Origin of the sequence: Pseudomonas sp. B392_1p (assembly GCF_052245235.1) — a bacterium.
Lineage (GTDB): Bacteria > Pseudomonadota > Gammaproteobacteria > Pseudomonadales > Pseudomonadaceae > Serpens > Serpens gallinarum.
Genome location: NZ_JBQPXM010000016.1, coordinates 60,902 through 86,141 on the forward strand (window position 1 = coordinate 60,902; position 25,240 = coordinate 86,141).

At 61.9% G+C, this 25,240-nt stretch carries 24 protein-coding genes and 1 pseudogene; 7 read left to right on the plus strand and 18 right to left on the minus strand.

The features are described 5' to 3' along the window. Nucleotides 1-78: 78 nt before the first annotated feature. Nucleotides 79-1,293 (plus strand): NO-inducible flavohemoprotein, encoded by a 1,215-nt coding sequence (gene hmpA, locus ACTV8E_RS19060; RefSeq protein WP_443200497.1) that lies wholly within the window; start codon nucleotides 79-81, stop codon nucleotides 1,291-1,293. 56 nt (nucleotides 1,294-1,349) lie between these two features. On the opposite strand, the gene moaA is transcribed toward hmpA, so the two are convergent. The 7 genes from moaA to ACTV8E_RS19095 form a co-directional block, all read right to left on the minus strand. Continuing rightward, complete coding sequence (moaA, locus tag ACTV8E_RS19065; protein WP_273536013.1) at nucleotides 1,350-2,342, minus strand: GTP 3',8-cyclase MoaA; 993 nt, start codon at nucleotides 2,340-2,342, stop codon at nucleotides 1,350-1,352. A 79-nt stretch (nucleotides 2,343-2,421) separates the two neighbouring features. Next, the gene (fdhE, locus tag ACTV8E_RS19070; RefSeq protein ID WP_251836493.1) at nucleotides 2,422-3,315 is read right to left on the minus strand and encodes a formate dehydrogenase accessory protein FdhE; all 894 of its coding nucleotides are present in this window, start codon (nucleotides 3,313-3,315) and stop codon (nucleotides 2,422-2,424) included. Further along, nucleotides 3,312-3,941, minus strand: a complete 630-nt coding sequence (locus tag ACTV8E_RS19075) for a formate dehydrogenase subunit gamma (protein ID WP_251836494.1) — start codon at nucleotides 3,939-3,941, stop codon at nucleotides 3,312-3,314. The genes fdhE and ACTV8E_RS19075 overlap by 4 nt, the downstream gene beginning before the upstream one ends. Continuing rightward, nucleotides 3,938-4,852 carry a formate dehydrogenase subunit beta gene (gene fdxH, locus ACTV8E_RS19080; RefSeq protein WP_273536091.1) on the minus strand — a complete coding sequence of 305 codons (915 nt, stop codon included), beginning with the start codon at nucleotides 4,850-4,852 and terminating at the stop codon, nucleotides 3,938-3,940. Before fdxH ends, ACTV8E_RS19075 begins: the two co-directional genes overlap by 4 nt. Nucleotides 4,853-4,870: 18 nt before the next feature. After that, nucleotides 4,871-7,921 (minus strand): formate dehydrogenase-N subunit alpha, encoded by a 3,051-nt coding sequence (gene fdnG / locus ACTV8E_RS19085; RefSeq protein WP_251836496.1) that lies wholly within the window; start codon nucleotides 7,919-7,921, stop codon nucleotides 4,871-4,873. Nucleotides 7,922-8,028: 107 nt separating this feature from the next. Further along, nucleotides 8,029-8,868 (minus strand): formate dehydrogenase accessory sulfurtransferase FdhD, encoded by an 840-nt coding sequence (gene fdhD / locus ACTV8E_RS19090; RefSeq protein WP_251836497.1) that lies wholly within the window; start codon nucleotides 8,866-8,868, stop codon nucleotides 8,029-8,031. 173 nt (nucleotides 8,869-9,041) lie between these two features. After that, entirely contained in the window at nucleotides 9,042-9,386 is a 345-nt protein-coding gene (locus ACTV8E_RS19095) for a zinc ribbon domain-containing protein YjdM (RefSeq protein WP_251836498.1), read from the minus strand. 284 nt (nucleotides 9,387-9,670) lie between these two features. Here ACTV8E_RS19095 and ACTV8E_RS19100 point away from each other — a divergent pair, with 284 nt between their 5' ends. Continuing rightward, on the plus strand, nucleotides 9,671-10,297 hold the full coding sequence (locus ACTV8E_RS19100; RefSeq protein ID WP_273536007.1) for a c-type cytochrome: 627 nt from the start codon (nucleotides 9,671-9,673) through the stop codon (nucleotides 10,295-10,297). A gap of 74 nt (nucleotides 10,298-10,371) precedes the next feature. Here the strand turns inward: ACTV8E_RS19100 and ispA are convergent, their stop codons facing one another. The 6 genes from ispA to ACTV8E_RS19130 form a co-directional block, all read right to left on the minus strand. Next, nucleotides 10,372-11,256 carry a (2E,6E)-farnesyl diphosphate synthase gene (ispA, locus tag ACTV8E_RS19105; RefSeq protein WP_273536006.1) on the minus strand — a complete coding sequence of 295 codons (885 nt, stop codon included), beginning with the start codon at nucleotides 11,254-11,256 and terminating at the stop codon, nucleotides 10,372-10,374. Next, nucleotides 11,253-11,495: an exodeoxyribonuclease VII small subunit gene (locus ACTV8E_RS19110; RefSeq protein WP_251836501.1), complete on the minus strand. Its 243-nt coding sequence runs from the start codon at nucleotides 11,493-11,495 to the stop codon at nucleotides 11,253-11,255. Before ACTV8E_RS19110 ends, ispA begins: the two co-directional genes overlap by 4 nt. A 169-nt stretch (nucleotides 11,496-11,664) precedes the next feature. Continuing rightward, nucleotides 11,665-14,028, minus strand: a complete 2,364-nt coding sequence (locus ACTV8E_RS19115; protein WP_443200498.1) for a putative bifunctional diguanylate cyclase/phosphodiesterase — start codon at nucleotides 14,026-14,028, stop codon at nucleotides 11,665-11,667. Continuing rightward, the gene (locus ACTV8E_RS19120; protein ID WP_443200499.1) at nucleotides 14,022-14,954 is read right to left on the minus strand and encodes an ABC transporter substrate-binding protein; all 933 of its coding nucleotides are present in this window, start codon (nucleotides 14,952-14,954) and stop codon (nucleotides 14,022-14,024) included. The genes ACTV8E_RS19115 and ACTV8E_RS19120 overlap by 7 nt, the downstream gene beginning before the upstream one ends. Before the next feature lie 584 nt (nucleotides 14,955-15,538). After that, nucleotides 15,539-16,066: a DUF3087 domain-containing protein gene (locus tag ACTV8E_RS19125; protein ID WP_443200508.1), complete on the minus strand. Its 528-nt coding sequence runs from the start codon at nucleotides 16,064-16,066 to the stop codon at nucleotides 15,539-15,541. A 119-nt stretch (nucleotides 16,067-16,185) separates the two neighbouring features. Next, nucleotides 16,186-16,860: a TIGR04211 family SH3 domain-containing protein gene (locus tag ACTV8E_RS19130; protein ID WP_443200500.1), complete on the minus strand. Its 675-nt coding sequence runs from the start codon at nucleotides 16,858-16,860 to the stop codon at nucleotides 16,186-16,188. Between the two features lie 251 nt (nucleotides 16,861-17,111). Here ACTV8E_RS19130 and ACTV8E_RS19135 point away from each other — a divergent pair, with 251 nt between their 5' ends. Both ACTV8E_RS19135 and ACTV8E_RS19140 read left to right on the plus strand, forming a co-directional pair. After that, nucleotides 17,112-17,309 (plus strand): hypothetical protein, encoded by a 198-nt coding sequence (locus ACTV8E_RS19135; protein ID WP_273536001.1) that lies wholly within the window; start codon nucleotides 17,112-17,114, stop codon nucleotides 17,307-17,309. Nucleotides 17,310-17,427: 118 nt separating this feature from the next. After that, the gene (locus ACTV8E_RS19140; RefSeq protein WP_251836508.1) at nucleotides 17,428-17,898 is read left to right on the plus strand and encodes an RNA methyltransferase; all 471 of its coding nucleotides are present in this window, start codon (nucleotides 17,428-17,430) and stop codon (nucleotides 17,896-17,898) included. Between the two features lie 296 nt (nucleotides 17,899-18,194). On the opposite strand, the gene ACTV8E_RS19145 is transcribed toward ACTV8E_RS19140, so the two are convergent. Then, a complete protein-coding gene (locus tag ACTV8E_RS19145; protein ID WP_443200501.1) occupies nucleotides 18,195-18,947 on the minus strand; it encodes a phytanoyl-CoA dioxygenase family protein in 753 nt (250 codons plus the stop codon). A gap of 123 nt (nucleotides 18,948-19,070) precedes the next feature. Beyond that, on the minus strand, nucleotides 19,071-20,591 hold the full coding sequence (gene exaC / locus ACTV8E_RS19150; RefSeq protein ID WP_443200502.1) for an acetaldehyde dehydrogenase ExaC: 1,521 nt from the start codon (nucleotides 20,589-20,591) through the stop codon (nucleotides 19,071-19,073). A gap of 150 nt (nucleotides 20,592-20,741) precedes the next feature. Between exaC and mpl the strand changes: the two genes are divergently transcribed. The 3 genes from mpl to ACTV8E_RS19165 all read left to right on the plus strand — a co-directional run bounded on the left by mpl (nucleotide 20,742) and on the right by ACTV8E_RS19165 (nucleotide 23,166). Then, complete coding sequence (gene mpl / locus ACTV8E_RS19155; RefSeq protein ID WP_443200503.1) at nucleotides 20,742-22,091, plus strand: UDP-N-acetylmuramate:L-alanyl-gamma-D-glutamyl-meso-diaminopimelate ligase; 1,350 nt, start codon at nucleotides 20,742-20,744, stop codon at nucleotides 22,089-22,091. 121 nt (nucleotides 22,092-22,212) lie between these two features. After that, nucleotides 22,213-22,842 carry a flavin prenyltransferase UbiX gene (gene ubiX, locus ACTV8E_RS19160; RefSeq protein ID WP_443200504.1) on the plus strand — a complete coding sequence of 210 codons (630 nt, stop codon included), beginning with the start codon at nucleotides 22,213-22,215 and terminating at the stop codon, nucleotides 22,840-22,842. 24 nt (nucleotides 22,843-22,866) lie between these two features. After that, nucleotides 22,867-23,166: a YceK/YidQ family lipoprotein gene (locus tag ACTV8E_RS19165; RefSeq protein ID WP_443200505.1), complete on the plus strand. Its 300-nt coding sequence runs from the start codon at nucleotides 22,867-22,869 to the stop codon at nucleotides 23,164-23,166. A gap of 10 nt (nucleotides 23,167-23,176) precedes the next feature. Here ACTV8E_RS19165 and ACTV8E_RS19170 read toward each other — a convergent pair whose 3' ends face one another. The 3 genes and pseudogenes from ACTV8E_RS19170 to ACTV8E_RS19180 form a co-directional block, all read right to left on the minus strand. After that, a complete protein-coding gene (locus ACTV8E_RS19170; RefSeq protein WP_443200506.1) occupies nucleotides 23,177-23,659 on the minus strand; it encodes a YbaK/EbsC family protein in 483 nt (160 codons plus the stop codon). A 128-nt stretch (nucleotides 23,660-23,787) separates the two neighbouring features. Further along, on the minus strand, nucleotides 23,788-24,657 hold the full coding sequence (locus ACTV8E_RS19175) for an MBL fold metallo-hydrolase (protein WP_443200507.1): 870 nt from the start codon (nucleotides 24,655-24,657) through the stop codon (nucleotides 23,788-23,790). Nucleotides 24,658-24,854: 197 nt separating this feature from the next. Next, nucleotides 24,855-25,240, minus strand: a pseudogene (locus ACTV8E_RS19180) (acetyl-CoA C-acetyltransferase); the annotation flags it as partial.

The window sequence follows — 25,240 nt, forward strand, 5'->3', positions numbered from 1 at the left end:
TTGGTCAAAACTGCCTATCCGCACTTTCCTTAGAAGAGCGAAGCACGTTGGGCGTGCAGCTTCTCAAGGAGAGCCTTCATGCTGAGTCAGCAGACCAAAGACATCGTCAAATCCACCGCTCCCGTATTGGCCGAGCATGGCTACACCATTGTCCGACGCTTTTATCAGCGCCTGTTCGAGGCTCATCCCGAACTGAAGAACGTCTTCAACATGGCCCATCAGGACAGAGGGCAGCAGCAAGAGGCCCTGGCGCGGGCTGTGTATGCCTATGCAGCGAATATCGAAAATCCCGAAAGCCTGGCGGCGGTACTGGAAAACATCGCCCATAAACATGCCAGCCTGGGTGTAAAGCCCGATCAGTATCCGATAGTCGGTGAGCATCTGCTCGGCGCTCTCAAGGATATTTTGGGCGAAGAAGCCAGCCCCGCGATCATCGATGCCTGGGCGCAAGCCTATAACAGCCTGGCGGAGATTCTTATCGGCATGGAGGACCGCCTGCGCGAGCAATCTGAAGCAAAACCGGGCGGCTGGACAGGCTGGCGCACCTTCGTGGTGCGTGAGAAAAACCCGGAAAGCGACATCATCACCTCGTTCGTGCTCGAGCCGGCCGATGGTGGACCGGTGATGGATTTCGCCCCGGGTCAATACACCAGTCTGGCTCTGCACGTCCCTCAACTGAACCTGCAGCAAATCCGTCAATACAGCCTGTCTGACATGCCTAATGGGCGCAGTTATCGCATTTCCGTGAAGCGCGAAAGCGGCCTCGATACGCAGCGTGCTGGTTATGTGTCCTGCCTGCTGCATGAGCATATCAACGTGGGCGATGAGGTTCAGTTGGCGGCGCCCTATGGTAATTTCCATATCGACGTGCAGGCCGCCACGCCTATTGTGTTGATCAGTGGAGGCGTCGGACTGACACCTATGATCAGCATGCTCAAGCAAGCCCTGCAGGGTGGACAGCGGCAGGTGGTGTTCGTGCACGGCGCCCGCAACAGCACAGTGCAGGCCATGCGCAACCGGCTGCGCATGGCGGCCCGGGAGCATCCCAACCTCTCACTGTTTGTGTTCTACAACGAGCCGTTGCCCGAGGACATAGCGGGCGAGGATTATGATTATCCTGGGTTGGTCGACGTTAAACTGATCAAGGACAAGCTTCTGCTACCCGACGCCGATTATTATATTTGTGGGCCGATTCCCTTTATGCGCATGCAGCACGATGCGTTGCAGAATCTGGGCATTCCCGAATCGCGAATCCACTATGAAGTATTCGGGCCGGATCTGTTTGCGGAGTAGCGCGTGTGAGCTTGCGGTTACCAGAGGGTGTTGTGCGGTACCGCCCTGAGGCTGCGCTACCCGCCGCTGGCATTCATGAAGCGCAGCACCTGTATGTCGCCGCCGACACTGAAGTCATGGTGCTGCGGTTTGCGCAACAGAGCCTGGTCGAGAGCGGCGAGGATCGGCTGGTCATCAGTGGGATGACGCCGTACCAGGTCGCGCAGGTCCAGTGAGTGTTCATGGCCCAGGCACAGCAGCAGGCGTCCCTCAACGGTCAGTCGCACGCGGTTGCAGGTGGCGCAGAAATTGTGGCTGTGGGGGGAGATGAAGCCGATGCGACTGTCGGGATGATCCTCGAGGCGCACGTAGCGGGCGGGACCACCGCTTTGTTCAGTGGAATCGAGCAGGCGGTAGCGAGCGGCGATCTGCGCGCGCACTTCATCGCTGGAGCAGTAGCTTTCGCCACGGTCGCGACCGACGTCGCCCAGTGGCATCTCCTCGATGAAAGTAATGTCCAGCCTGCGTGTCACGGCGAAGTCGACCAAATCGAGCACTTCATCGGCGTTGCGGCCTTTCATCACAACCGTGTTCAGTTTGATGCGCTGAAAGCCTGCCTCGCGCGCTGCTTCGATACCGTTCAACACCTGAGCCAACTGGCCGGTGCGGGTGATCGCGTGGAAGCGTGTTGGATCGAGCGTGTCCAGACTGATATTGATGCGTTTGACCCCGGCTTCGGCCAGCGGTCGTGCCAGCTTGGGCAACTGCGAGCCGTTGCTGGTCATGACCAGTTCGCGCAGCCCTGGAAGGGCCGCAATGTGCTTGCAGAGTTCGACGATGCCCTTGCGCACCAGAGGCTCACCACCGGTGATGCGGATTTTTTTCACACCTTGGCCGACGAAAAGCTGGGCCAGGCGGTACAGCTCTTCGAGACTGAGAACCTGCTGGCGCGGCAAGAAGGTCATGTCCTCGGCCATGCAGTACACACAGCGAAAGTCACAGCGGTCGGTCACCGACAGACGCAGGTAATCGATGGTGCGACCGAAGCCGTCGTGCAGGGCGCTGGTCATGGCAGTCTCACAATTAAAACGTTGACGGAGGTCGTCTTGGCCAAGGAGCGACTTTTCACAGTCGCTCCTGCTGACAAGGTTAGCCGGGAAACAGAAAAGGATTCAGCCCGCTGCGGGCAAAACCCTCGCGCTCCATTTCCGCGTCCAGCGCCAGCGTGGCCAAGTCGTCGGCGAAGACGTCCAGATCACGGTCGCGACTGAAGTGGACGATTTTGAGGTAGCTGTCGCAATCCCCGCAACTTTCCGCTTTAAGGGCCGCATCCTTGCTCTCTAGCGACCAATAGTCGAGCTTGCCCGTTTCCTCGCAATTGCTGCATTTGAGTCGCACCATGTGCCAACGGCTTTCGCACAGGCCGCAGTGCAGATAACGCAGGCCATTGCCGAGGATCACACTGGTGCTCGGCGTGCTGGCGCACACCGGGCAGAGCTGACGCTTCTCACCCAGTTCGGCAGTGGCGCGCAGCGCGAGGTTGGCAGCCAACTGGGTCCAGTACAGCGACAAGGCGCTCCATAGAAACAGTGCGCGTGCGCTGCCGACGCTGGCGAAGTCGCCGGCCAGTAGGGCGTCGGCCCAGGCTTCCAATTGTTCCATGGTGCAGTCGCGCAGTTCGACGAGTACCCCGCGCACCTGGGCCGAAGCCTCTGGCTGCAGGTGCTTGATGAGGTGACCCAGCACCGCGCGCCAGTACGTATCGCGCGGCAGGCTGGCGTAATGCAACGGCGCCTCGCCGGACACCAGATCCAGCTGGGCATTGGCCGTGGCGGGCAGCGGCAGCTGATCCAGGGCCAGCTGCTGCGCGTCGGCGACGCTGGCGGCAAAGCGCAGGTAATCGGCCATCGGATGGCCATCCGCCAGTTGGCGCAGCCGTTCGGCGCGCCGTGAATAGTGCTGCGCCAGGGTGGGCAACAGCAGCGGGTCGACATGCTCGACGCCGCCGCTGGGCTCTAACGCGGTGAGCTTGATGCTGCTCATGGGGCGTCCTGTTGAATCGAGCGATACCAACGCGGATGATGGCTGCGTGCCCAGGCACGCGAGACGCGGCCGGTGCTCATGCTGCTGATCGTACCCTTGACCCAGAAGGCCAGGTAAATGTGACCGATGATCAGCAACATCAGCAGCACGCCGGCCAGCGCATGCAGAAGCAGGCCGATGCGGATGATGGGAATACCGAACAGCGGGGCGAAGTAAGGGCGCCAGATGATCACGCCGCTGAGCAGCAGTACGCTGATCAACCCCATAATGCTCCAGAACAGCACTTTCTGGCCGGCGTTGTACTTGCCGGTGTCGATCGCATCGTTGTGTTCACCCTTCATCACCGAACCGACGTTGGCGAACCACGCCTTGTCGCTGGCTTCCGGCAGGTTGTACCTGGCCAGGCGAATGCACATGAACGCCAGGAACACGAAGATCGCCACGCCCAGGAAGGGATGAAGAATCCGTGCCAGTTGTGGGCCGCCGAGGAGGTTGTTCAGCCAGTTCAACGAGGGGAAGAACCAGGACAGCCCGGACATCGCCACCAGGAAGAAACAGATGACCATCAGCCAGTGACAAATGCGCACCGCATAGGGGGTACGCTGGACAGTGTTGCGCGTGCTCATGCCTGGTTCTCCTCTACGTTGCCGGCATTTCCGTCAGTGTCTGCGTGATTGTCTTCATCCACGGTCTGCGGTCCCACGCCCACGTAGTGGAACAGGGTGCCAGCCAGGGTGGCGAAGAAGGCCGCTGCGGCCACCGGTTTCATCCAGCCCTTCCAGCCACGAATCGCCGTGCTGATGCGCGGATCGGTCGGCAGCTTGCGGTACAGCTGAGGTTTGTCGGCGTGCTGCAACACATACATCACATGGGTGCCGCCCACGCCTTGCGGGTCATAGATCCCTGCGCCTGCGAAGCCGCGGCCCTTGAGTTCCTCAACGCGTTCCGCGCCGTAATGCAGCATGTCGTCCTTGCTGCCGAAGCGGATCGCCCCGGTCGGGCAAGTCTTCACGCAGGCCGGCTCCTGGCCGACCGCGACGCGGTCCGAGCACAGGGTGCACTTGTAGGCCTTGTTGTCCTTCTGGCTGATGCGCGGCACGTCGAACGGGCAGCCGGCGATGCAGTAGCCGCAGCCGATGCAGTGCTCGGACTGGAAGTCGACGATGCCGTTGGCGTACTGCACGATGGCGCCCGGCTGCGGGCAGGCGGTCAGGCAGCCCGGATCGGCGCAATGCATGCAGCCGTCCTTGCGAATCAGCCACTCCAGGCGACCGGTCTCGTCGTTCTGGTACTCGTCGAAGCGCATAACGGTCCAGGAGTCGGCGGTCAGGTCGATCGGGTTGTCGTACATGCCGACGTTGTGGCCGACCTCGTCGCGGATGTCGTTCCACTCCGAGCAGGCCACCTGGCAGGCCTTGCAGCCGATGCAGGTGGTCACGTCGATCAGCTTGGCCACTTCGGCTTTCTTGTCACGCGCGCTGGGCGTGGGCGTCAGCCCGCTGGTGGCGGAGCGTTTGATGATGTCTTGAGATTGCATGGACATGAGCGGGCTCCGTTACACCTTTTCCACGTTGACGAGGAAGGCCTTGTATTCGGGGGTATGAGTGTTGGCATCGCCGATACGCGGACTCAGGGTGTTGGCCAGGAAGCCCTTGCGGGTGCTTCCCTCGAAGCCCCAGTGGCAGGGAATACCGACCTGTTCCACCTCCTGACCGGCCACCTGCAGCGTCATTACCCGCTTGGTGACCACTGCCTTGCCGCGGATGAAGCCGCGTTTGCTCGATACCTTGACCACGTCGCCGCCCTTGATGCCCTTGGCGGCGGCCAGCTTCTCGCTGATCTCGACAAACTGCTCGGGCTGGACCACGGCGTTCAGGTGCGAGTGCTTGGTCCAGTGGCGGAACATTTCGGTGATCGAGTAGGTGGTCGCCACGAAGGGGAACTCTTCGCGGGAACCGAAGCTCGGTTTGTCGTCCTCGAAGATGCGCGCCACCGGGCTCTTGCCGCTGCCGCTGTGCAGCGGGTTGGCCTCGATCGGACTCTCCTGCGGTTCGTAGTGCTCGGGGAACGGACCGTCGGTCATCGCACCAAGGGAGAATAGGTGGCCGACGCCGTCCTGAAGCATGATGAACGGACTGACGCCGCTGTTCGGCGCCGACGTCAGCGGGTAGTCGGGCACATCGGCGCCGACCCACTGGGCGCCGTCCCAGTGCAGGAATTTGCGCTTCGGATCCCAGGGTTTGCCGGACGGATCGGCCGAGGCGCGGTTGTAGAGCAGGCGGCGGTTGGCCGGCCAAGCGAAGCCCCAGCCCGGGGTGTTGCCCAGGCCGGTGTCGGTGTTGTCGCGGCGGGCCATCATGTTGCCGGCTTCCGTCCACTGACCGGTGAAGATCCAGCACAGGCCGCTGGTCGAGCCATCGTCGCGCATGTGGGCGAAGCTGGACAGCAGTTCGCCCTTTCTGGCGATCAGGTTGCCCTTGTCGTCCAGCAGGTCCGCCAGCGCATAGCCGTTGAGCTGCTTGGCGACTTCTTCCGGTTGCGGGTCCTTCGGATCGCGGTAGTTCCAGTCAACGTTCATCAGCGGCTCGGGACAGACCCCGCCTTCCCGGGCATAGAGTTCACGCAACTTCATCAGCAGCGTGCCGAGAGTTTTGCCGTCGTGCCAGGATTCGTGGGGGGGCGTCTGGCCCGCCCAATGCCATTGCAGCCAGCGGCCGGAGTTGGCGATCGAGCCATTCTCCTCGGCGAAGCAGGACGAGGGCAGGCGGAACACGGTGGTCTGAATCTCGGCCGGATTCGTGTCGTTGAATTCGCCATGGTTCTGCCAGAACGACGAGGTTTCGGTCTGCAGCGGATCGATCACCACCAGATATTTCAGCTTGGCCAGGCCTTCACGCACCTTGCCCGAGGAGGCGGCGGCGGCGATCAGGTTGAAGCCCTGGACGATATAGCCGTTGGCCTTGCCCTTGGTCATCTGCTCGACGAAGGCCATCACGTCATAGCTGCGATCCCACTTCGGCAGCCAGTGGTAACCCCATTGGTTCTCGGCGGTGGCGTTCACACCCCACATGCCCTTGAGGAAGCTGACCATGAACTTGGGCGTGTTCTTCCAGAAGTTCACCTGCTTGTCCACCAGGGTCTTCGGGGTGCGCTGTTCCAGGTAATCGCGCAGGCTTTGCTGATTCTCATGGGGCAGCGTCAGGTAGCCGGGCAGCATCGTGGTCAACACGCCGAGGTCGGTGAAGCCCTGGACGTTGGAATGACCGCGCAGGGCGTTGATGCCGCCGCCGGGCATGCCGATGTTGCCCAGCAGCAGTTGCACGATGGCCGAGGCACGGATCATCTGCGAGCCGCCGACGTGCTGGGTCCAGCCCAGCGCGTAGAGGATGGTCGTCGTCTTGTCCGGGACGCTGGTGGCGGCCAGCTTTTCGCAGACGTGGAGGAAATCTTCCTTGGGCGTGCCGCAGATGCTGCTGACCATCTCGGGCGTGTAGCGCTCGACGTGCTTCTTGAGCAGGTTGAAGACACAGCGCGGATGCTGCAGCGTGTCGTCGCGCAGGGCGTAGCCGTCGGCGCCCAGTTCATAGGCCCAGGAAGAGCGATCGTAGCTGCGCGTCTCGGCGTCGTAGCCGCTGAACAGCCCGTCCTCGAAGCCGTAGTCCTCGCGCACAATCAACGGCGCGTTGGTGTAGGCCTTGACGTACGCATGCTGGATCTTGTCATTGCTCAGCAGGTAGTGGGCGACACCGAGCAGGAAGGCCGAGTCGGCGCCGGCGCGGATCGGCGAATAGAAGTCGGCGACCGCGGCGGTGCGGTTGAAGCGCGGGTCCACCACCATCATGTAGGCGTTGTTGCGGGTCTTGGCTTCCACGGCCCACTTGAAACCCACCGGGTGGGCCTCGGCCGGGTTGCCGCCCATGACCAGGATGACGTTGGCGTTCTTGATGTCGACCCAGTTGTTGGTCATCGCGCCACGCCCGAACGACGGCGCCAGACCGGCCACCGACGGACCGTGGCAGAGGCGCGCCTGGTTCTCCAGGTGCACCATGCCCAGGCTGCGGGCGAACTTGACGTCCAGGATGCCGGTCTCGTTGCTGGCCGCCGACGAGCCGAGGAAGCCGGTGGTGGTCCAGCGGTTGACCACCTGGCCCTTGTCGTTCTTCTCGATGAAGTTAGCGTCGCGGTCATCTTTCATAAGGCGGGCGATGCGCTCGAGCGCCTCGTCCCAGGAAATGCGCTTCCATTCATTGCTGCCCGCTTCGCGCACTTCGGGATACTTCAGGCGTTGGTCGCTGTGGATGTAGTCGATCAGACCGGCACCCTTCGGGCACAGCGAGCCACGGCTGACCGGGTGATCCGGATCGCCCTCGATGTGGAAAATGCTCTCCTTGGCGTTCTTGGCGCCGTCGCCCAGGCTGTACATCAGGATCCCGCAGCCCACCGAGCAGTAGGTGCAGTTATTGCGGGTTTCCTTGGCACGCAGCAGCTTGTACTGACGCGGCTGGGTGGCCTGGGCGACGCTGGGGGCGAAGCCGAGGGTGGTGGCGGTCGCGGTGGCGACTCCGACAGTACAAAGCTTGAAGAACTGCCTTCTGCCGAGTTCCATGGGTGATCTCCTCGTCAGGCGCCGGGTCTGGCGCTTGGGTGAACGTAACGCCGGCGTTGTGGGCCGGGCTGTTCAGGCCTTGGGTTAATTTTTCTCTTTTTGGGGTGTTACGGCAGGGCGGGCGCCGGGCTATATACCCGGGGTTCGCTCTGATGAGGCAGATGAATCAGATTGAGGCGATGCTCGCGCGCCCAGGACACGGTCAGCGAGGTCGGGGCCGAGAGGCTGACCAGTGTGCCGATGCCGGCACGCACCGCCTTGTGCAACAACTCTAGGCCGCACCGGCTGGTCACCACGGCAAAACCGCTGTGGCTGTCGATGCGTTCGCGGTTGAGTGCGCCAATCAGTTTGTCCAGGGCGTTGTGGCGGCCGATATCTTCGCGGCATACCCGAATCGCGCCTTGATCATCGACAAACAACGCGGCATGCAGGGCGCCACTTTGGCGCGCCAGCACCTGTGCCTCGGCGATCCGAGGGCGCAGGTTGCGCAGATGAGCAAGGGGGGGCAGTGGGCTGGCCGGCAGGGGTTCGAGGCGGGGCAAGGCCTGCTCGAGGGCGGCGACTCCGCACAAACCACAACCGCTGGTGCCTGTCAGCTGTCGGCGCTGTTGCTTGAGATTCCAGAACGCGCGACTGGAAATCTGCACCTCGGCATACCAGGCATCAGCCGCCTGACTGATGTGCAGGTCGAACATATCATCAACTTTATCGATGACTCCCGTTCCCAAGCTGAAGCCCATGAGGAAATCTTCAAGAGCATGCGGGGTGACCATCATGACGCTGTGGTTGATGCCGTTGTAGCTGATGGCGAGGGCCGTTTCTATGGCAAGGGCGGTCTCGCCGAGCTGATTGGAGCGCTCTATCTCGCAATATTGATAGACGCTGCAAACGGAGGGCACGGCTAGGGGGGGAACCTCGGGCTCGCTGTTGGTAGCGTTATACAGCATTTAAAAAACGCTCTGCGACAGGACGACGCAGTGCATTCTATAGACTTACAAAAACAAAGGACATACGCCTAAATGAGTAGTTAGGTCGATATGTTTTTAGGTGGCTTCACGTTGTCGCAGAGCGGTTGACCGAGCGGCGCAAGCAGGTTTCATCCGCTCGGTTGCCGGGTCGCTCAGAGGACTTTTCTGACAAACTCAGACTTGAGTTTCATCGCGCCAATGCCATCGATCTTGCAATCGATGTCGTGGTCGCCCTCGCACAGGCGGATGCCCTTGACCTTGGTGCCCACCTTGACCACCGATGAGGAGCCTTTGACCTTGAGGTCCTTGATGACGGTGACCGTGTCGCCGTCCTGTAGGACGTTGCCGACCGAATCCTTGATCACCTTGTCCCCTTCGTCAGCCTCGGCGGCTTCCGTGGGGGACCACTCATGGGCGCATTCCGGGCAGATCAGCAGCGGGCCGTCTTCGTAAGTGTATTCGGAACTGCATTTGGGGCAGGGCGGCAACGTGCTCATAAATGAACCCTCATATTCGATAGTGCTAAAAACCGGAGATTATATAAGGTTTTACGCGACCAGCGGGCGGGTGCGCCTCTTCACCCGTTGTGCGTGCGCCTTGGCTGGCTTGCCACGCCGGCTGCCATGGGGTGTCTGTCACGTTTCTCGCCGCTTGCAGCACAGGCCACCACGGGCGCGCGTGGGTTCATTGATTTGCGTCGGGTCAATGCACAGGTTTGATTCTATAGTCGCGGCCGGAAATTGACTCACTGCCCATCACCTCGCAGTTCAGGAAGATTCACATGCGACTACTGATGTTTACCTTACTCAGCTGCTTTGCCACGTTTGCCTGGTCGAGCGATGCGGCCATGGCCCGCTTCAATCAGCTGATGGCCGATGAACAGCTTCGCCAGCAAGCCTATGCGGAAGCCCAGGAGCGCGTGCGTTTTTGCAGCTATTGCCATGGCGAGAACGGCAACAGCAAGCGCGACCACATTCCCAATCTGGCCGGTCAAAGCCCGGTTTATCTGTTCAAGGCCTTTGAAACCTTTGCCAACGGCGAGCGGACCGATTTCGTCATGAGCAAGTTGGCGCAGACCCTAAGCCGGGAAGAACAGGTGAATATCGCCGTGTATTTCAGCCAGCAACAGGTGCTGCCAACTACCGCCAGCCCGGAGCCTGCGTTGCGCCAGCACGGCGAGACCTTGTTCCAGAAGACTTGCACCGGCTGTCACGGTGCTCAGGCCGAAGGCCGGGAAACCATGCCCCGTCTGGCGGGGCAGCCGGGGGAGTACATTCGCCGGGCGCTGACCCGTTTCCACGACGGCGACCCGCGCCGGGCCAGTTCGGTGATGCGTCCGATCGCGGCGCAACTGTCCTCGCAGGATATCGACGCGCTGGCCGCGTATCTGGAAACGCTGGCGATCTGAGTTGCGCCTGTTGGCGACACCGCTGGCATTCCCATCACACGGCGCCGTTCTTGTTGCGGATTAGGCCTAACTGCTTAGCTGCGTCTTTCGACGATAAAGCGAGCCAATTGACGCAGCGGCTCAGCCGCCAGGTCGAAGCCAGTGAGCGCTGTCTGGGCCTGGTCGTGCAGTTGGCGTGCGTAGACTTTGGCACCGTCCAGACCGAGCAGGGCGGGGTAGGTGGGCTTGTCATGGGCCTGGTCCTTGCCCTGGGTCTTGCCCAGCGTGGCGGTGTCGCTTTCCACGTCGAGAATGTCGTCCTGCACCTGGAAGGCCAGGCCGATGGCTTCGGCATACTGCTGCAAGGCAGTCAAGGCGGCGGACGTGGCGCGACCGCTGGCCAAGGCGCCTAACAGCACGCTGACGCTGATAAGGGCGCCGGTCTTGTGGCGGTGCATGACTTCCAGCGCGGCCTGGTCGAGCTGACGGCCCACTGAGCCGAGATCGATGGCCTGGCCGCCGACCATGCCGGCGGAACCGGCAGCGCGGGCCAGATGGCGGAGCATGTCCAGGCGCAAGGCGGGGTCTGCAGGATTGCCACGGGTATCGCTGAGCGCCTCGAACGCCAGGCTTTGCAAGGCATCGCCGGCCAGGATTGCGCAGGCCTCATCGAATGCCTTGTGGGTGGTGGGCTGGCCACGGCGCAGGTCATCGTCGTCCATGGCCGGCAAATCGTCATGCACCAGTGAATAGGCATGAATCAATTCGACAGCACAAGCCGCGCCATCGGCCTGTTCCAGGTTACCGCCCAGGGCTTCGCAGGTGGCATACACCAACAAGGGCCGCACACGCTTGCCGCCATTCATCACGCTGTAGCGCATCGCTTGATAAAGCCGTTCGAGCTCGGGACGCGGAGGCGTGAAAAGCACTTCCAGGGCAGTGTCGACGCGGTGCTGACAGGTTTTCTGATACGCGATCATGCGTCTTCATCCGCATCGAAGGGCACGCTCTGAGTTTCGCCGTCACGCTCAAGGAGCACCTGCACCTTCTGCTCGGCTTGGCCCAGGGCCGACTGGCAATCCCGGGTCAGGCGGATGCCTTGCTCGAACGCACTCAAGGAGTCTTCCAGTGACAGTTCGCCACTTTCCAGGCGCTCGACCAGTTGCTGCAAGTCAGCAAGAGACTGCTCGAAATCTAAGGGGGCTTTTTTGCGGGCCATGGCGATGGACTCTCAGGCGATAAAACGGGCGCGACACTAGCAGAGCGGTGCGGGGGCAGCAAACTCCGAGGCGCTTCAGATTGCCACAAAGCGTGGCGGCACGGGCCGTCTGGCGACAGCCTGTCGCTTCGGCTCAGGCGCCACTGATGGCGTGAGGCGCGGGCTTGGCTCAGGCATGGACAGCCAGCCGAACACAGTCGGCGGCCCGTTGAGGACGGGCGAAGTGGAAGCCCTGCAGGCGATGGCAGCCGTTGAGGCGCAGGAAAGCGGCCTGGCGCTCGTTTTCCACACCTTCGGCCACCACTTCCAGGCCCAGTTGCACAGCCATGGTCAGAATACCGCGCACCAGGGCCACGGAGCGCGGATTGTCCGGGAGTTCGGCGACAAACTGGCGATCGATCTTTATGCCGTCGAAGCGGAACTGTTGCAGATAGGTCAGCGAGGCGTAGCCGGTGCCGAAGTCATCGAGGAACAAGGGCAGACCGGCGTCTTTGAGGCGCCTGAGCGTCTCCTGAACCATATCGTCGGCTTCCAGCAGGGCGCTTTCGGTGAGCTCCAGTTCGAGCAGCTCGGCGGGCGTGCCTTCCTCGTCGAGAATGCCGATCAGTGTATCGGCCAGGTCGGGCTGGTGAAAATCCAGCGGCGACAGGTTGATCGCGATGCGCCAGTTGTAACCCTGGCGCCTCCAGCTCAGGGCTTGGCGACAGGCCTGGCGAAATACCCAGCGGGATGCTTCGAGAATCAGCCGGGTGTCTTCCAGTACCGGGATAAAAACCGCCGGCGAGACCAGGCCCCGACTGGGCGAGCGCCAGCGCAGCAGCGCCTCCATGACCTGGGCCTGGTTGTCGGTGTCCACTTGCGGCTGGTAGAACAGTTCGAACTCGCCGCGCTCCAGGGCCAGGCGCAATTCTCCTTCCAGGCGCTGGCGCTCTTCGGCTTCGGCGGCCAGTTGGCTGTCGAAACAGGCCAGCCGGTTGCGCCCGGCGCCTTTGGCGCGCATCAATGCCAGATCCGCCTGCTTGAGCAATTCGCTGGCACTGCCACCGCTGCCGCGGTGGTGGGTAATGCCGATGCTGGGGCTGATGTACAGCTGGTACTGACGCGCCTGGAACGGTGTCTTGAAGGCGTCCAGGATGCGGCCGCCCAAGGTCATGGCCGCGTCGAGATCATCATGATCAAGTAGCAGTAGGAACTCGTCGCTCCCCAGACGGGCAAGCAGATCACCGCTAGCCGCGAATGGGCGCAACCGGTCGGCCACGGTGCGCAGCAGCGTGTCGCCGATGTCGTGGCCGAGGCTGTCGTTGATGCGTTTGAAGTGGTCCAGGTTGATGAACAGTAGGGCCAGCGGCTGGCCCTTGGCGAGGGCCTCGTCAAGCTGGATGAGCAAATGGTTGCGGCTGGCGACATTGGTCAATTGGTCGAAGTTGGCCAGGAAGCGCAGGCGCTGTTCAGCGCGCTTGCGGTCACTGATGTCGCGTAGCAGCAACAAATGGCAACGCTGTCCGGCGCGCTCAAACGGCGTGCAGGTGCCTTCCAGCATAAAGCTGTGATTATTGCTGCGTGCATCGAATTCCAGCGGTGTCTGCAGCTGAGCTTGCATGCGTGGCCAAGGCTCGCTGCTGCCCAGCAGGCGATCCGGCGTGGTATCCAGCATGTCGCGCCGGCGTCGGTTGAACAGGCGTCCTGCAGCGGGGTTGGCGTCTTCAATGCGACCCTGCGCGTTGACGATCAGCATGGCCACCGGTGCTGCGCCGACGACGTTGCGCAGCAGTTGTTCACTGTCGCGCAGGGCGGCCTGATTCTGGGTCAGTTGCTCGATCATGCGGTTGAAATTAAAGGCCAGCTGGCCAATTTCATCCTCACCGCCAACCTCGGCCTTGGCCTGCGGGTCCCCCGCGGCGAAGCGTTGTACGGCCTCGCCGATTCTGGCCAGGCGGCGGGTCACCAGTCGCGCATAAAGAAAATTGAGGAACAGGCCCAGCAACAGCAAGAGAACCAGGATCTGCCCTAGATAAAGCCAGTCATTCGAGGTGTTACGGCGCGTGCTTTGCTGATAGTCGAGGCTGACCAGCAGGCTGTATTGCCGCAACTTGTCTTGGTCCAGCGTCGCGATCAGCGGATAGCTGACCAGATAGCGGTGGTTGCCCAAGTCCAGCCAGCGGGGGCGATCCCCGGCAAGCATTTCTTCGAGCTTATGGCCGTCGGGCAAGGTAAGACGTCCGGGGTGCAGCCCCAGGCGCGTCGCGGCGGCTATGTGCTGATGCTGGTCGATCACCATGGCCCAAAGGACGCCTTGCAGGCTGGCCAAGTCAGCGAGGGTGACTTGCAGTTCCTGTGAGCGCCGCTGGCGCAAATGGTCGCTCAGGCTGCTTTGCATGAGGATCAGGATTTGCTGGGTGTAGCTGTGCAGGCTGTCCTTGGAGGCCTTGGCCTGCCGAGGCAGATGCATGCTGGTCAACAGCAAGATAAACAGCAGCGCGAACATGGCGAGCAGTAACGGCAGCGAGGTGCGCAATGACAGGCGAGTCAGCATGGATGGCCCTCACAGTGGCTCAGCAGGTTTGCGTAATTCACGGCGCGGGGCAACAAGTTGCGATCCAATTGGTAATCATGTGCCCATCTGAGGCTGGTCAGCAGCTGACCGCTTTCACGCAACTGCCGGTTGAGTGAAGGGTCACCCATGAGCAGGCCGGTGCGGGTGGTCTCCAGCTCGGCGGGGCTCAGCGCCAGGCGTCTGTGCAGGACGCGATCCGCGTATTCCGGTCTCTGTGACCAGAATTGCAGACTTTCATACCAGAGCGCTTGCAGGCGACGGCGAGCTTCAGGCGACACGCGTTGGCGATCCGCCACAATCACATCGATGATTTCGTTGGGAAAGGTGCGGCTGTCAATCAGGGGGAGAGCGCCCAGCGCGGCCAGCTCCGGGCCTTGGGAAGCAAAGGTAACGACGGCGTCCACCTGTTGGGTGCGCATGGCGTCCAGGTGTTGATGGACCGCCAGGCTGAAGATATCGACATCGCCGAGCTTGAGTCCCGCTTGATCCAGCAAGCGTGCGAGGAAGAAGGCGCCCAGCGCGCTGTCTTCGACACCGATACGCCGGCCTTGCAGATCGTCCAGTCCTTCTACGGGCGGCAGGGCATAGAGCACGTCGGCGCCGGATGAAATATTGGTCACCAGGAGGATTTCCAGGTCGTAGCCGTTGGCTTGCAGGCGCAGGGTTTCGTCGAGGGTCAGAAGGGCCACGTCCAGCAAGCCATTGCGAAAGGCACGCAGCACACCCCCGGTATTTGGATATTCGAGCAGGCGGAATCCCGATGGCGCAAGCCATCTCAGGTCGTCGGCGATATACAGCGGGGCATAACCGAGCCAGCGGTTACTGCCGATGCGCAAGGGGTCTGCTTCGTCACTGCAGCCGTGCAGGGACATGCAGAGGAAAATAATGAGCAAGACGCTGCGCATTGTATTGATCCATTTCCGTGGAACTAGAATCAGTCTATGGCCAAACGATATTACGGGTAAGTGTATATCGGCCTGCAAAGACTGATCTGTAGCAACACTTGGTCGGAAAAACGCCATCGCTCATTTTAGTTGTATAAGCATTTGAATTTAAAGAAGTATTCTTCGATGTGGCGGCTCTGCGAAGCCGATGATGACTGTCTTTAGCTGTCATCCAGACAGAAGAAGACCCGCCTAAGCGGGTCTTGGGAACTGAAGCTGCTTGGGGTTAGCGCGGTTGCAGCTTTCCAGCAGGCCGACGAAACGGTCTAGGTCGGCCTGCATGCTCGAGTGTCAGGTTTTGCTCAGTTCACCTTCGGCATTGATGAGGACAGGCTTGATTGAATCTAGGCTTCGCCGCAAGTACGGTAGCGCCCAATGCCGAGCGCCCGGCGTAGTGCCGGCGATGGCGGTGGGTTTGTCGCGCCAGACGTTTTGGTCCATTGGTTTGGAACAATCGCGTTCTTCAGCACAGCCGGCAGCGAGCGTGGGCATGGACACAGGGCGCCTTGCCACGCAAAGCGTGCACGGGGCTGACACCGCAGCGTTTACGGGCTGACATTCTTCAAAGCTGCAAACCAACTGGGGTCCAGGCGCGTCTGATCGGTGTCCAACTGCTGGGCGCGCATGCGTTCCTGATGCTCTTCGACGTCCTGCCGCATCTGGTTCAGCGAGCTGGAATTGCCATCCAGTTGGTGCATCTGCATCAGGCCCAGATGATAAAAGCGCAGCAGTTTCATTGCGCTGGGATCACCCGCCGCTACGCCTGTAGTCACTTGGTGCATGACGTTGGTGACGCTCATCAGGCTGCGCTTGAGTTGCCAGCCGTACGCCGCCGAGGCCATCCAAGGCTGGTACCATAACTTCAATCGCACCAGCAGAACAGCCAGAAGCAGGCCGGCAATCACGCCGCCCAGGTTCCAGCGGAAGTTATCGCCACCGGGTTCGCCGAACAGTTTCACGAAAAGGCTCGCCAGCCCCATGGCGAGCACTGCGAAGATCAGCACGACGATGAGCGTGCTGCGCCGGGTTTCGCGCCGATAGGCTTCGGGGTCCACCTGCTTGATCTCGAACATGTCTGTCGTGAGTTCCTTCATTGAGCGAACGCCGAATCATCGCACGTGAACCGCACGGCGAGGCTCCCAGCTGCTGCCAATGTGGATAAAGGCCGGTCTGCGGCGCAGTGGTCGGGCACTCAGACCCAGCCATCGTTGCGCTTGCGGCTCCGGGTCAGGCTCGGCAGGATCAGGCCGAGCAGCAGACCGGCACCAGCAATGCTCCCGCCATACACCATGTAACGCATCAGCTCGTCCTTGTTTTCGTCACCCAGGCGAGCCTGGGTCGAGCGCAGCTCGGATTGCGCCTGGGTGAGTTCGGCATCCAGCGTCTTGCGGCGCGCTTCCAGTTCATCGATCAGCGCCTTGCGAGAATCCAGGGTTTCCTGCATGCCCTGCACGCGAGTTTTCCAGCTGTCTTCAATGGTGTTGAGCTGCGCGCTGAGTTCGGCCACCTGCTGTTCCAGTTCGGGCATGCGCTCAAACTGGCTGGGTGTGTCCTGCAGGTCACGGTTGTGGATCCAGACGGCAGAGCTGGACTCGGCACGTACCTGGCTGTAATCGCCCTGGGAGTTGAGCAGCTCCACTTTTTGCCCGGACTTGAGGGTTCCGACGATGCGATAGCCGTCGGTTGGGCCGCTGCGCACATAGGTGTTCAGGTTGTCGCTGACCCAGCGATCAGTGGTGGCCGCCTGGGCTTGGCCGCTACCGAAAGCTAGCAAAGCGCCAAGCAGGGCAGCACCTAGCGTGTGGCGCGGCAGGCCACGGCTGGCAAGAGGGAAAATAGAAGAAGATACGGCAGGAGACTTGAACATGACGGCTTCACATGAAAAGAAAAGGTAGGCCCGACAGGGGCAGGCTGCATGGCAATTGGCCGTAGTCTAACAAGCTTCGCCCAGCAACTGCAGCGCTGGAAAATGTGTTTCTACTACTACTTAGGTGTGCGGCCACCCACTCGGCAGGGCGAGAAATGGCGGGTCCGCAGCGTGCCTGTGTGGCTATATTCAGTTAGGAGCAGCGTTCTCTGAACGTAATTTGTTCCTCAAGTTCCGTCAGGAGAAGCGTCATGGCCCGATACCTGAAACATCCTGTGTCCGGTGCTATCCAGGCAGAAGAAAAGTGGCTGGAAGAAATGCCCACCTGGCAAGAGCGTACCCTCGACCAAGGGAAGTTCAAATCGCGTGAACAGCAGTTCGCCGACCTGATCGAGGTGGTCGAGGATGAAAATGGCGATTGGATAGCCGTGGGGATGGACGAAGAGTAAGGGAGTCGGCTTAACGCAACGGCCATGCCTGCGTGCCTGCGCATGGCATGGCCACGCGCGCAGTTGTTCGCTTGCTAGCCGCCTGGCCAGTATAATCGGCGTCTTTGCGAGCTTTTCCGTGGCCAACAAGAGATACAGCTGCATCGGTCTGAGCAATCCCAAGTCGCCGGAGAATGTCGGCTCGATCATGCGAGCGGCTGGCTGCTACGACGTCAGCTCGGTGTTTTATACCGGCACCCGCTATGACCGGGCACGCGACTTCATCACCGATACCAAGAAGGTCCATCAGGACATTCCGCTGATCAATATCGACGACTTGCGCAAAATCCTGCCGCTGGGTTGCACGCCCGTCGCGGTGGAGCTGGTCGATGGCGCTCGTTCATTGCCGGACTACACCCATCCGGACCGCGCCCTGTATATCTTCGGGCCGGAAGACGGCTCGCTGAACCAGCAGATCCGCGACTGGTGCGAGGATGTCATCTATATCCCCACCAACGGCTGCATGAACCTCGCCGCCACCGTCAATGTGGTGCTCTACGATCGACTCGCCAAGGGTAACAACACCCGTTCCGGCCCCCTGTTTCGCTAACCGCAGCCTGGCAGGTCAGCAACCGCGTCGCACTATGGCAAAAGGCTTACACGGGCTGCTGTGATTGGCTCTGTTGTGGCAGGGCTGGCTTGGGCAATATACACAGCAACTGCAGCGCAGGACGCGCTCAGGGTCAAGGATGACGGGCCATTTCAAGGATGAACGCCGACAGGATGTTGGCTGACAGGATGTCATTGATGGCCAGAAAAGAACCCGCCTCGGCGGGTTTTTTGTTTGTGGCGAAAAAGTCGGCAACATTCCCTGCTCGGTAAGCCAAGGCCGTCTATGTGTCTTGATCAGTCGTATTCGGCCGGCGCGTGCTCGCCGAGCAGGCGTCGCTGGCGTGGCGTAGCGGCGGCCAGCACCGCCGAATTGAACTGCCACGTCAGATAGGGCGAAAACTTCTGGGCCACCATGCGCCGTCCGTAATGCACCTGCAGCAGATAGCGCGTGCGTTCGCTGCGATTTGGGCTGCCGGCGTGCCACAGCTCGCTGCGCAGCATCAGCACGTCGCCCGCCTGGCACAGCACCGGTTTGGCCTGTCGGCCATGCCAGTGGCTTTCGCCTGGCCGGGGTCTGCGACCGGCGCGGTGGCTGCCGGGAATCACCCAGGTCGGGCACAGGTCTTCGTCGATGTCGTCGAGGTAGATCATTGCGGTGCAGATCTGTATCGGCAATTCAAAAGCCGCATCGATCAACAGGCTTTCAGGCAGTTCCATGACCAGGTAATCCACATGCAGCTCGGCGCCCACAAAACCCGGATGGCTGCGCCAGGCAGTCTGGCCGATCACGTGACACTCCTCGTCCAACGCTGCCTCGGCCAGCTCGATTATGCCGGGCAGGTCGAGATAGGGTAGCCAGAATGGATCACGGTTGAACACGCATTTGAAGTGATCATCGACCAGGCCCAGGTAATCCCAATGTATGGGTTTCAGGCAGTCGATGGCGGTACGCACTTCGGTGATTTGCACGCTGCTCAACACGCCGGGAAGCAGGGCAAAACCCTGCTCATGCAGGGCGGCGAGATGAACAGCGGTTGAGGTGGCCATGACGAACCCCATAGTGGAACAGGGCTCCTAACCCTGTGGAGCCGGTTTTACACCGGCCAGCGGAGTTGAGCCGTCCCCGCCTCGTCAGCCGGGATAAACCCGACCCCACAGGTAAGGCGCGGCTTAGAAAAAGCCCAGCGGATTGATGTCGTAGCTGATTAACAGGTTCTTGGTCTGCTGATAGTGGTCGAGGATCATCTTGTGGGTCTCGCGGCCAACGCCTGATTTCTTGTAACCGCCGAACGCCGCGTGGGCCGGGTACAGGTGGTAGCAGTTGGTCCATACCCGCCCGGCCTTGATGCCACGGCCCATGCGGTAGGCGCGGTTGATGTCGCGGGTCCACACGCCCGCGCCCAAGCCGAACTCGGTGTCGTTGGCAATCGCCAGCGCTTCGGCTTCGTCCTTGAAGGTGGTTACGCCAATCACCGGGCCGAAGATTTCTTCCTGGAACACGCGCATTCGGTTATGACCCTTGAGCAGGGTCGGCTGGATGTAATAGCCGGTGGCCAGGCTGCCTTCGAGTTTTTCCACCTCACCGCCGGTGAGCACCTCAGCACCTTCGTCGCGGGCGATCTTCAGGTAAGAGACGATCTTGTCGAACTGCTGCTGGCTGGCCTGGGCGCCGACCATGGTGTCGGTGTCCAGCGGGTCGCCGCGCTTGATCTGCGCGACCTTGTTCATCACCGCCTCCATAAAGGGCGCATAGATGGACTCCTGCACCAGTGCCCGCGACGGACAGGTGCACACCTCGCCCTGGTTGAAGAAGCCCAGCACCAGACCTTCGGCGGCTTTATCGATGAAGGCCGGCTCAGCCGGCATGATGTCTTCGAAGTAGATGTTTGGACTCTTGCCGCCCAGTTCGACGGTGCTGGGAATGATGTTTTCGGCGGCCATTTTCATGATGTGCGAGCCGACCGGGGTCGAGCCGGTGAAGGCGATCTTGGCGATGCGCTTGCTGCTGGCCAGCGCCTCGCCGGCCTCCTTGCCGAAGCCCTGCACGATGTTCAGTACGCCCGGCGGCAGCAGGTCGCCGATCAGCTCCATCAGCACGGTGATGCCCAGCGGTGTTTGTTCGGCGGGCTTGAGCACCACACAGTTGCCGGCCGCCAGCGCCGGGGCGAGCTTCCAGCAGGCCATGAGGATCGGGAAGTTCCACGGAATGATTTGCCCGACCACCCCCAGCGGTTCGTGGAAGTGGTAGGCGGCGGTGTGCTGGTCGATCTCCGCGGCGCTGCCTTCCTGAGCGCGGATGCAGCCGGCGAAGTAACGGAAGTGGTCGGCGGCCAGGGGAATGTCGGCATTGAGCGTTTCTCGAACGGCCTTGCCGTTGTCCCAGGTTTCGGTGACAGCGAGCAGCTCCAGGTTCTGCTCGATGCGGTCGGCAATCTTCAACAGCACCAAGGCGCGGGCCTGGGCGCTGGTCTTGCCCCAAGCGTCGGCAGCGGCATGGGCGGCGTCCAACGCCTTGTCGATGTCGGCGGCGTCGGAGCGGGGGAACTCGGCGATCGGTTGGCCGTTGACCGGCGAGGTGTTGGTGAAGTACTGGCCGTTCACCGGGGCGACGAACTCGCCACCAATGTAGTTGCCGTAGCGGGATTTGAAACTGATGATGGCGCCTTCGGTGCCGGGATGTGCATAACGCATGAGCGGGCTCTCCTGTGTGTGCAGCGGTCGGAAAAAGACGGTGCTGAAAGCCTAGTCCAGGCGTCTGGACCTGCCGCCGGAGTAAGACGATTGTCGGGGGCGGCTGTGCTAACCTGCCGCCCATTGTTTTCCCGGGTTCGAGACCTCTTCATGCATATTCATATCCTCGGCATCTGCGGCACCTTCATGGGCTCGCTGGCAGTGCTGGCCAAGGAGCTTGGCCACCGCGTCACAGGTTCTGATGCCAACGTTTATCCACCGATGAGTACCCAGCTCGAAGCCCAGGGCATTGAGCTGCAGCAGGGCTATCTGCCCGAGCACCTGCAGCCGGCACCGGACCTGGTGGTGATTGGCAACGCGCTGTCGCGCGGCAATCCGGCGGTGGAATATGTGCTGAACCAGGGGCTACCCTACGTCAGCGGCCCACAGTGGCTGGCCGACCATGTGCTGCAGGGCCGCTGGGTGTTGGCCGCCGCAGGCACTCACGGCAAGACCACCACCAGCAGCATGCTGGCGTGGATTCTGGAGCACGCCGGAATGGCGCCGGGCTTCCTAATTGGTGGCGTGCCGCACAACTTCGGCATTTCCGCGCGCCTGGGCGACACGCCGTTCTTCGTGGTCGAGGCCGACGAGTACGACAGCGCCTTCTTCGACAAGCGCAGCAAGTTCGTTCACTACCGCCCACGCACCGCCATCCTGAATAACCTGGAGTTCGACCACGCCGACATCTTCCCGGATTTGGCGGCCATCGAGCGGCAGTTTCATCATCTGGTGCGCACCATTCCGGGTGACGGGCTGATCATTCACCCCACCACCGAACAGGCCATCGAGCACGTGCTGGGCATGGGCTGCTGGACGCCGGTGCAGACCACTGGCGAAGGCGGCGACTGGCAGGCACGCCTGCTGGCCGAGGATGGCTCGCGTTTCGAGGTGCTGTTTGGTGGCGCCGTTCAGGGCACGGTGGAGTGGGAGCTGACCGGTCGCCACAACGTAGCCAATGCTCTGGCCGCTCTGGCGGCGGCGCGGCATGTCGGCGTGGTGGGGCAGCTGGGCGCCGAGGCGCTGAGCGCGTTCAAGAACGTCAAGCGGCGCATGGAGAAGGTCGCCGAGGTGAATGGCGTGACGATCTATGACGACTTCGCCCACCACCCGACCGCCATCGCCACCACCCTCGACGGCCTGCGCAAGCATGTTGGCGAGGCTTCCATCGTCGCGGTGATCGAGCCGCGCTCCAACTCGATGAAGCTGGGCGCCCACCGCGACGGCCTGCCGGAGTCTGTGGCGCAAGCCGACCAGGTGATCTGGTACGCGCCGCCGAACCTCGGCTGGGACCTGGCCGCCACTGCGGCGGCCTGTCCGGTGCCGGCGGTGGTCTGCGACTCGCTGGACGCGATCATCGCGCGGGTGCAATCCCAGGTGGCGCCGGGCACCCAGGTGGTGATCATGAGCAACGGCGGCTTTGGCGGCCTGCATGGCAAGCTGGCGGAAGCGCTGGCGTAGTCCGAAGGCATTGCCACGCGTGTGGTCGTCAGGGTGGAAAACGCTTCGCGGTTTTCCACCCTACGGCTGCTGAACCCCGTTCACTGGCGTAGCCCGCCGCAACCATAACGAGGAAGTGAACATGACCGGCCCGCAACGCATTACCCTGGCCATGACCGGCGCCTCCGGCGCGCAATATGGCCTGCGCCTGCTGGACTGCCTGGTGCAGGAAGAACGCGAAGTGCACTTCCTGATCTCCAAGGCCGCGCAATTGGTGCTGGCCACCGAGACCGACGTGGTGCTGCCGGCCAAGCCGCAGGCCATGCAGGCGTTTCTGACCGAGTACACCGGCGCCGCGCCGGGGCAAATTCGTGTTTATGGCCGGGAAGACTGGATGGCGCCGGTGGCCTCCGGCTCCGGCGCGCCGAGCGCGATGGTGGTGGTGCCCTGTTCCACCGGTACGCTGTCGGCGATTGCCGGCGGCGCCTGCAACAACCTGATCGAGCGGGCCGCCGACGTCGCCCTCAAGGAGCGTCGTCAGCTGATCCTGGTGCCGCGCGAGGCGCCGTACTCCAGTATCCATCTTGAGAATATGCTCAAGCTGTCCAACCTGGGCGTGACCATACTGCCGGCCTCGCCGGGTTTTTATCATCAGCCGCAGACGCTGGATGACCTGGTCGATTTCGTCGTCGCGCGCATTCTCAACTGCCTGAATATTCCCCAGGACATGCTGCCGCGCTGGGGCGAACACCATCTCGTCAGCGACGACTAGGACGGGCAATTAGCGGAGGTATCAGTGAAACGACGCAGCGCGCGGCTGGGTTCGATCTTGCTGGCGCTGGTATTGATCTCGGGTTGCGCCAGCGTGCGCACCCTGGATGCCGCCAAACCCGGCGCGCCGATTGTTTATTCCGGCCTGCGCCTGGACTGGTACAGCCTCAACGGTGGCTGCTGTCCGCTCGACCGTTTCGGTGCCAAGGCGCCGAAATACCCGGCTCTGGATCTGCCGGCCAGTGCGCTGCTGGACACCGTGCTGTTGCCCTTTGCCCTGGCGCGTGTGCTAGGCATCGGCCTAGGCGTGACCGGCGGCTTTTAGCGGCGGCCGCTCAGGAGCAGGCTTCGACCGCAATGTCCTGGCATACGTCCACCCACTCGGCGCAGGTCAGTTCGGCCATGCGTTGCGGGGTGATACGTACCGCACTGTGAACATCGCCGGCGGCCGGCACGACTTCGTCATAGGCGCGCAGGGAGATGTCGCAATATACCGGCAGGTCGGTGGCCAGGCCGAACGGGCACACACCGCCGACCGGGTGGCTGGTCAGCGTCAGTACGGTTTCGGCGTCGAGCATCCGCGCCTTGCCGCCAAACGCTGCCTTGATCTTCTTGTTGTCGATCCGCGCATCGCCCCGCGCGACGATCAGCAGGTTGCGCTCGCCGGCGCGCAAGGCCAGGGTTTTGGCGATCTGCCCCGGCTCCACCCCATGGGCCTCGGCTGCCAGCGCTACGGTGGCGGTGCTGGTATCCAGTTCGATGATGGCGATATCCGGCGCCTTCTCGGCAAAGAAGGTGCGTACTGACTCCAGGCTCACAAGACTCTCCCGCATTAAAAAAACGGCAATGCTCGGCAAGCATGCGTTGGGGTGTCAAGCGTAGGGCAGGTGAGCAGGCGGACCGCAAGGATGCAGCCGCCGTATCGAGATTGCGCGTAGAAAGCGGCTTACGCCGTCAACCGCAGCAGGTTGGTGCTGGTTTCTGCCAGCCCATAGCGGCCCTTGGCATCGCGCACCACGCGACCACAGGCGGTCCGCGGATCATGGGTGAATACCAGGCGACCATTGCGGGCCAACAGATCGGCAAGCAGGGCTTCCTTTTCTTCAATCAGGCCTTCCGGGAAACGGTCATAGCCCATGGTGATCGGCAAGTGCACCCAGGGCGCACCGGGAATCAGGTCGCTGGGGAACAGTACAGGGCCGTCGGGCATGGCTACTTCCGGCAGCATCAGGCCGGGGGTGTGACCATCGCTCCAATGAAAGCGCCAGCCGGTGCCGAGAGTCGGCGAACTGCTGGCGCCCGCCGGGACCAGCTCCAGCCGGCCGCTGGTTTCCATAAGATCAATCAGCTCGGGGATATACGAGGCGCGGTCGCGAGAATGCGGATTGCAGGCGCGTTGCCACTGGCACTCGCCGACGATGAAACGGGCCTTGGGGAACAGCAGCTTGGCGGGCTGGTCGTCTTGCCAGGCCGCGAGCAAGCCGCCGGCATGGTCGAAGTGCAGGTGGGTGAGAACCACCACGTCGATATCGGCGTGGCCCAGACCCACGGATTGCAGGTTGTCGAGCAGCACGTGGCGTTGTTCCTGTACGCCGAACCGGTCCTTCATTTGTGGCGAGAAGAACGCGCCGATGCCGGTTTCCACCAGAATGTTACGGCCATCTTCCTGGACCAGCAGGGTGCGACAACCGAGGTCGATACGGTTCTCGTCGTCCGGCTGCATCCAACGTTGCCACAGGGCTTTCGGCGCATTGCCGAACATGGCGCCGCCGTCGAGTTTCTGGCTGTTGCCGAGAAGTGTGGTCAAGATTCGCATTGTTGTTTCTCTTGTTATTGGAATGTTTTTTTATCCACAAAGGCCCGCTGCAGCGGACAGACAACGCGCTGTTCACCCTGCATGAGTCTTCCGGTTGCCCAGCCATGCGCTGGAGCTTATAGGGTGGGCGTCATTTCATCCACCACAAGCCTGCACGGTGAACAATGGGGGAAACGTTGTCCACCCTACCAAAGCCTTCAGCGCTCGATAGCCAGCGCCACGCCCTGACCGCCGCCAATGCACAGCGTGGCCAGCCCCTTGCTGGCGTCGCGGCGAATCAGTTCATGCAGCAGGGTGACCAGAATCCGACAGCCGGAGGCGCCGATCGGGTGGCCGAGGGCAATCGCGCCGCCGTTGACGTTGACCTTGGCGGCGTCCCAGCGCAGTTCACGGCCCACCGACAGCGCCTGGGCAGCAAAGGCTTCGTTGGCCTCGATCAGGTCGAGTTGCTCCAGGTCCCAGCCGGCCTTGAACAGCGCGCGGCGGGTGGCGTCCACCGGGCCGACGCCCATGATCGCCGGGTCAACCCCCGCACTGGCGTAGCCGGCAATGCGCGCCAGCACCGGCAGGCGTAGCGCCTTGG

What these genes read in the sequence shown, in the direction of transcription:
- mpl (WP_443200503.1), top strand. Translation starts at nt 20,742, where the DNA reads ATGCATATTCATATCCTCGGCATCTGCGGCACCTTCATGGGCTCGCTG.
- fdnG (WP_251836496.1), bottom strand. Translation starts at nt 7,921, where the DNA reads ATGGAACTCGGCAGAAGGCAGTTCTTCAAGCTTTGTACTGTCGGAGTC.
- ACTV8E_RS19135 (WP_273536001.1), top strand. Translation starts at nt 17,112, where the DNA reads ATGGCCCGATACCTGAAACATCCTGTGTCCGGTGCTATCCAGGCAGAA.
- ispA (WP_273536006.1), bottom strand. Translation starts at nt 11,256, where the DNA reads ATGATCGCGTATCAGAAAACCTGTCAGCACCGCGTCGACACTGCCCTG.
- ACTV8E_RS19115 (WP_443200498.1), bottom strand. Translation starts at nt 14,028, where the DNA reads ATGCTGACTCGCCTGTCATTGCGCACCTCGCTGCCGTTACTGCTCGCC.
- fdxH (WP_273536091.1), bottom strand. Translation starts at nt 4,852, where the DNA reads ATGCAATCTCAAGACATCATCAAACGCTCCGCCACCAGCGGGCTGACG.
- ACTV8E_RS19120 (WP_443200499.1), bottom strand. Translation starts at nt 14,954, where the DNA reads ATGCGCAGCGTCTTGCTCATTATTTTCCTCTGCATGTCCCTGCACGGC.
- ACTV8E_RS19095 (WP_251836498.1), bottom strand. Translation starts at nt 9,386, where the DNA reads ATGAGCACGTTGCCGCCCTGCCCCAAATGCAGTTCCGAATACACTTAC.
- ACTV8E_RS19100 (WP_273536007.1), top strand. Translation starts at nt 9,671, where the DNA reads ATGCGACTACTGATGTTTACCTTACTCAGCTGCTTTGCCACGTTTGCC.
- ACTV8E_RS19175 (WP_443200507.1), bottom strand. Translation starts at nt 24,657, where the DNA reads ATGCGAATCTTGACCACACTTCTCGGCAACAGCCAGAAACTCGACGGC.
- ACTV8E_RS19145 (WP_443200501.1), bottom strand. Translation starts at nt 18,947, where the DNA reads ATGGCCACCTCAACCGCTGTTCATCTCGCCGCCCTGCATGAGCAGGGT.
- moaA (WP_273536013.1), bottom strand. Translation starts at nt 2,342, where the DNA reads ATGACCAGCGCCCTGCACGACGGCTTCGGTCGCACCATCGATTACCTG.
- ACTV8E_RS19130 (WP_443200500.1), bottom strand. Translation starts at nt 16,860, where the DNA reads ATGTTCAAGTCTCCTGCCGTATCTTCTTCTATTTTCCCTCTTGCCAGC.
- ACTV8E_RS19075 (WP_251836494.1), bottom strand. Translation starts at nt 3,941, where the DNA reads ATGAGCACGCGCAACACTGTCCAGCGTACCCCCTATGCGGTGCGCATT.
- ubiX (WP_443200504.1), top strand. Translation starts at nt 22,213, where the DNA reads ATGACCGGCCCGCAACGCATTACCCTGGCCATGACCGGCGCCTCCGGC.
- ACTV8E_RS19110 (WP_251836501.1), bottom strand. Translation starts at nt 11,495, where the DNA reads ATGGCCCGCAAAAAAGCCCCCTTAGATTTCGAGCAGTCTCTTGCTGAC.
- fdhD (WP_251836497.1), bottom strand. Translation starts at nt 8,868, where the DNA reads ATGCTGTATAACGCTACCAACAGCGAGCCCGAGGTTCCCCCCCTAGCC.
- fdhE (WP_251836493.1), bottom strand. Translation starts at nt 3,315, where the DNA reads ATGAGCAGCATCAAGCTCACCGCGTTAGAGCCCAGCGGCGGCGTCGAG.
- ACTV8E_RS19125 (WP_443200508.1), bottom strand. Translation starts at nt 16,066, where the DNA reads ATGTTCGAGATCAAGCAGGTGGACCCCGAAGCCTATCGGCGCGAAACC.
- exaC (WP_443200502.1), bottom strand. Translation starts at nt 20,591, where the DNA reads ATGCGTTATGCACATCCCGGCACCGAAGGCGCCATCATCAGTTTCAAA.
- hmpA (WP_443200497.1), top strand. Translation starts at nt 79, where the DNA reads ATGCTGAGTCAGCAGACCAAAGACATCGTCAAATCCACCGCTCCCGTA.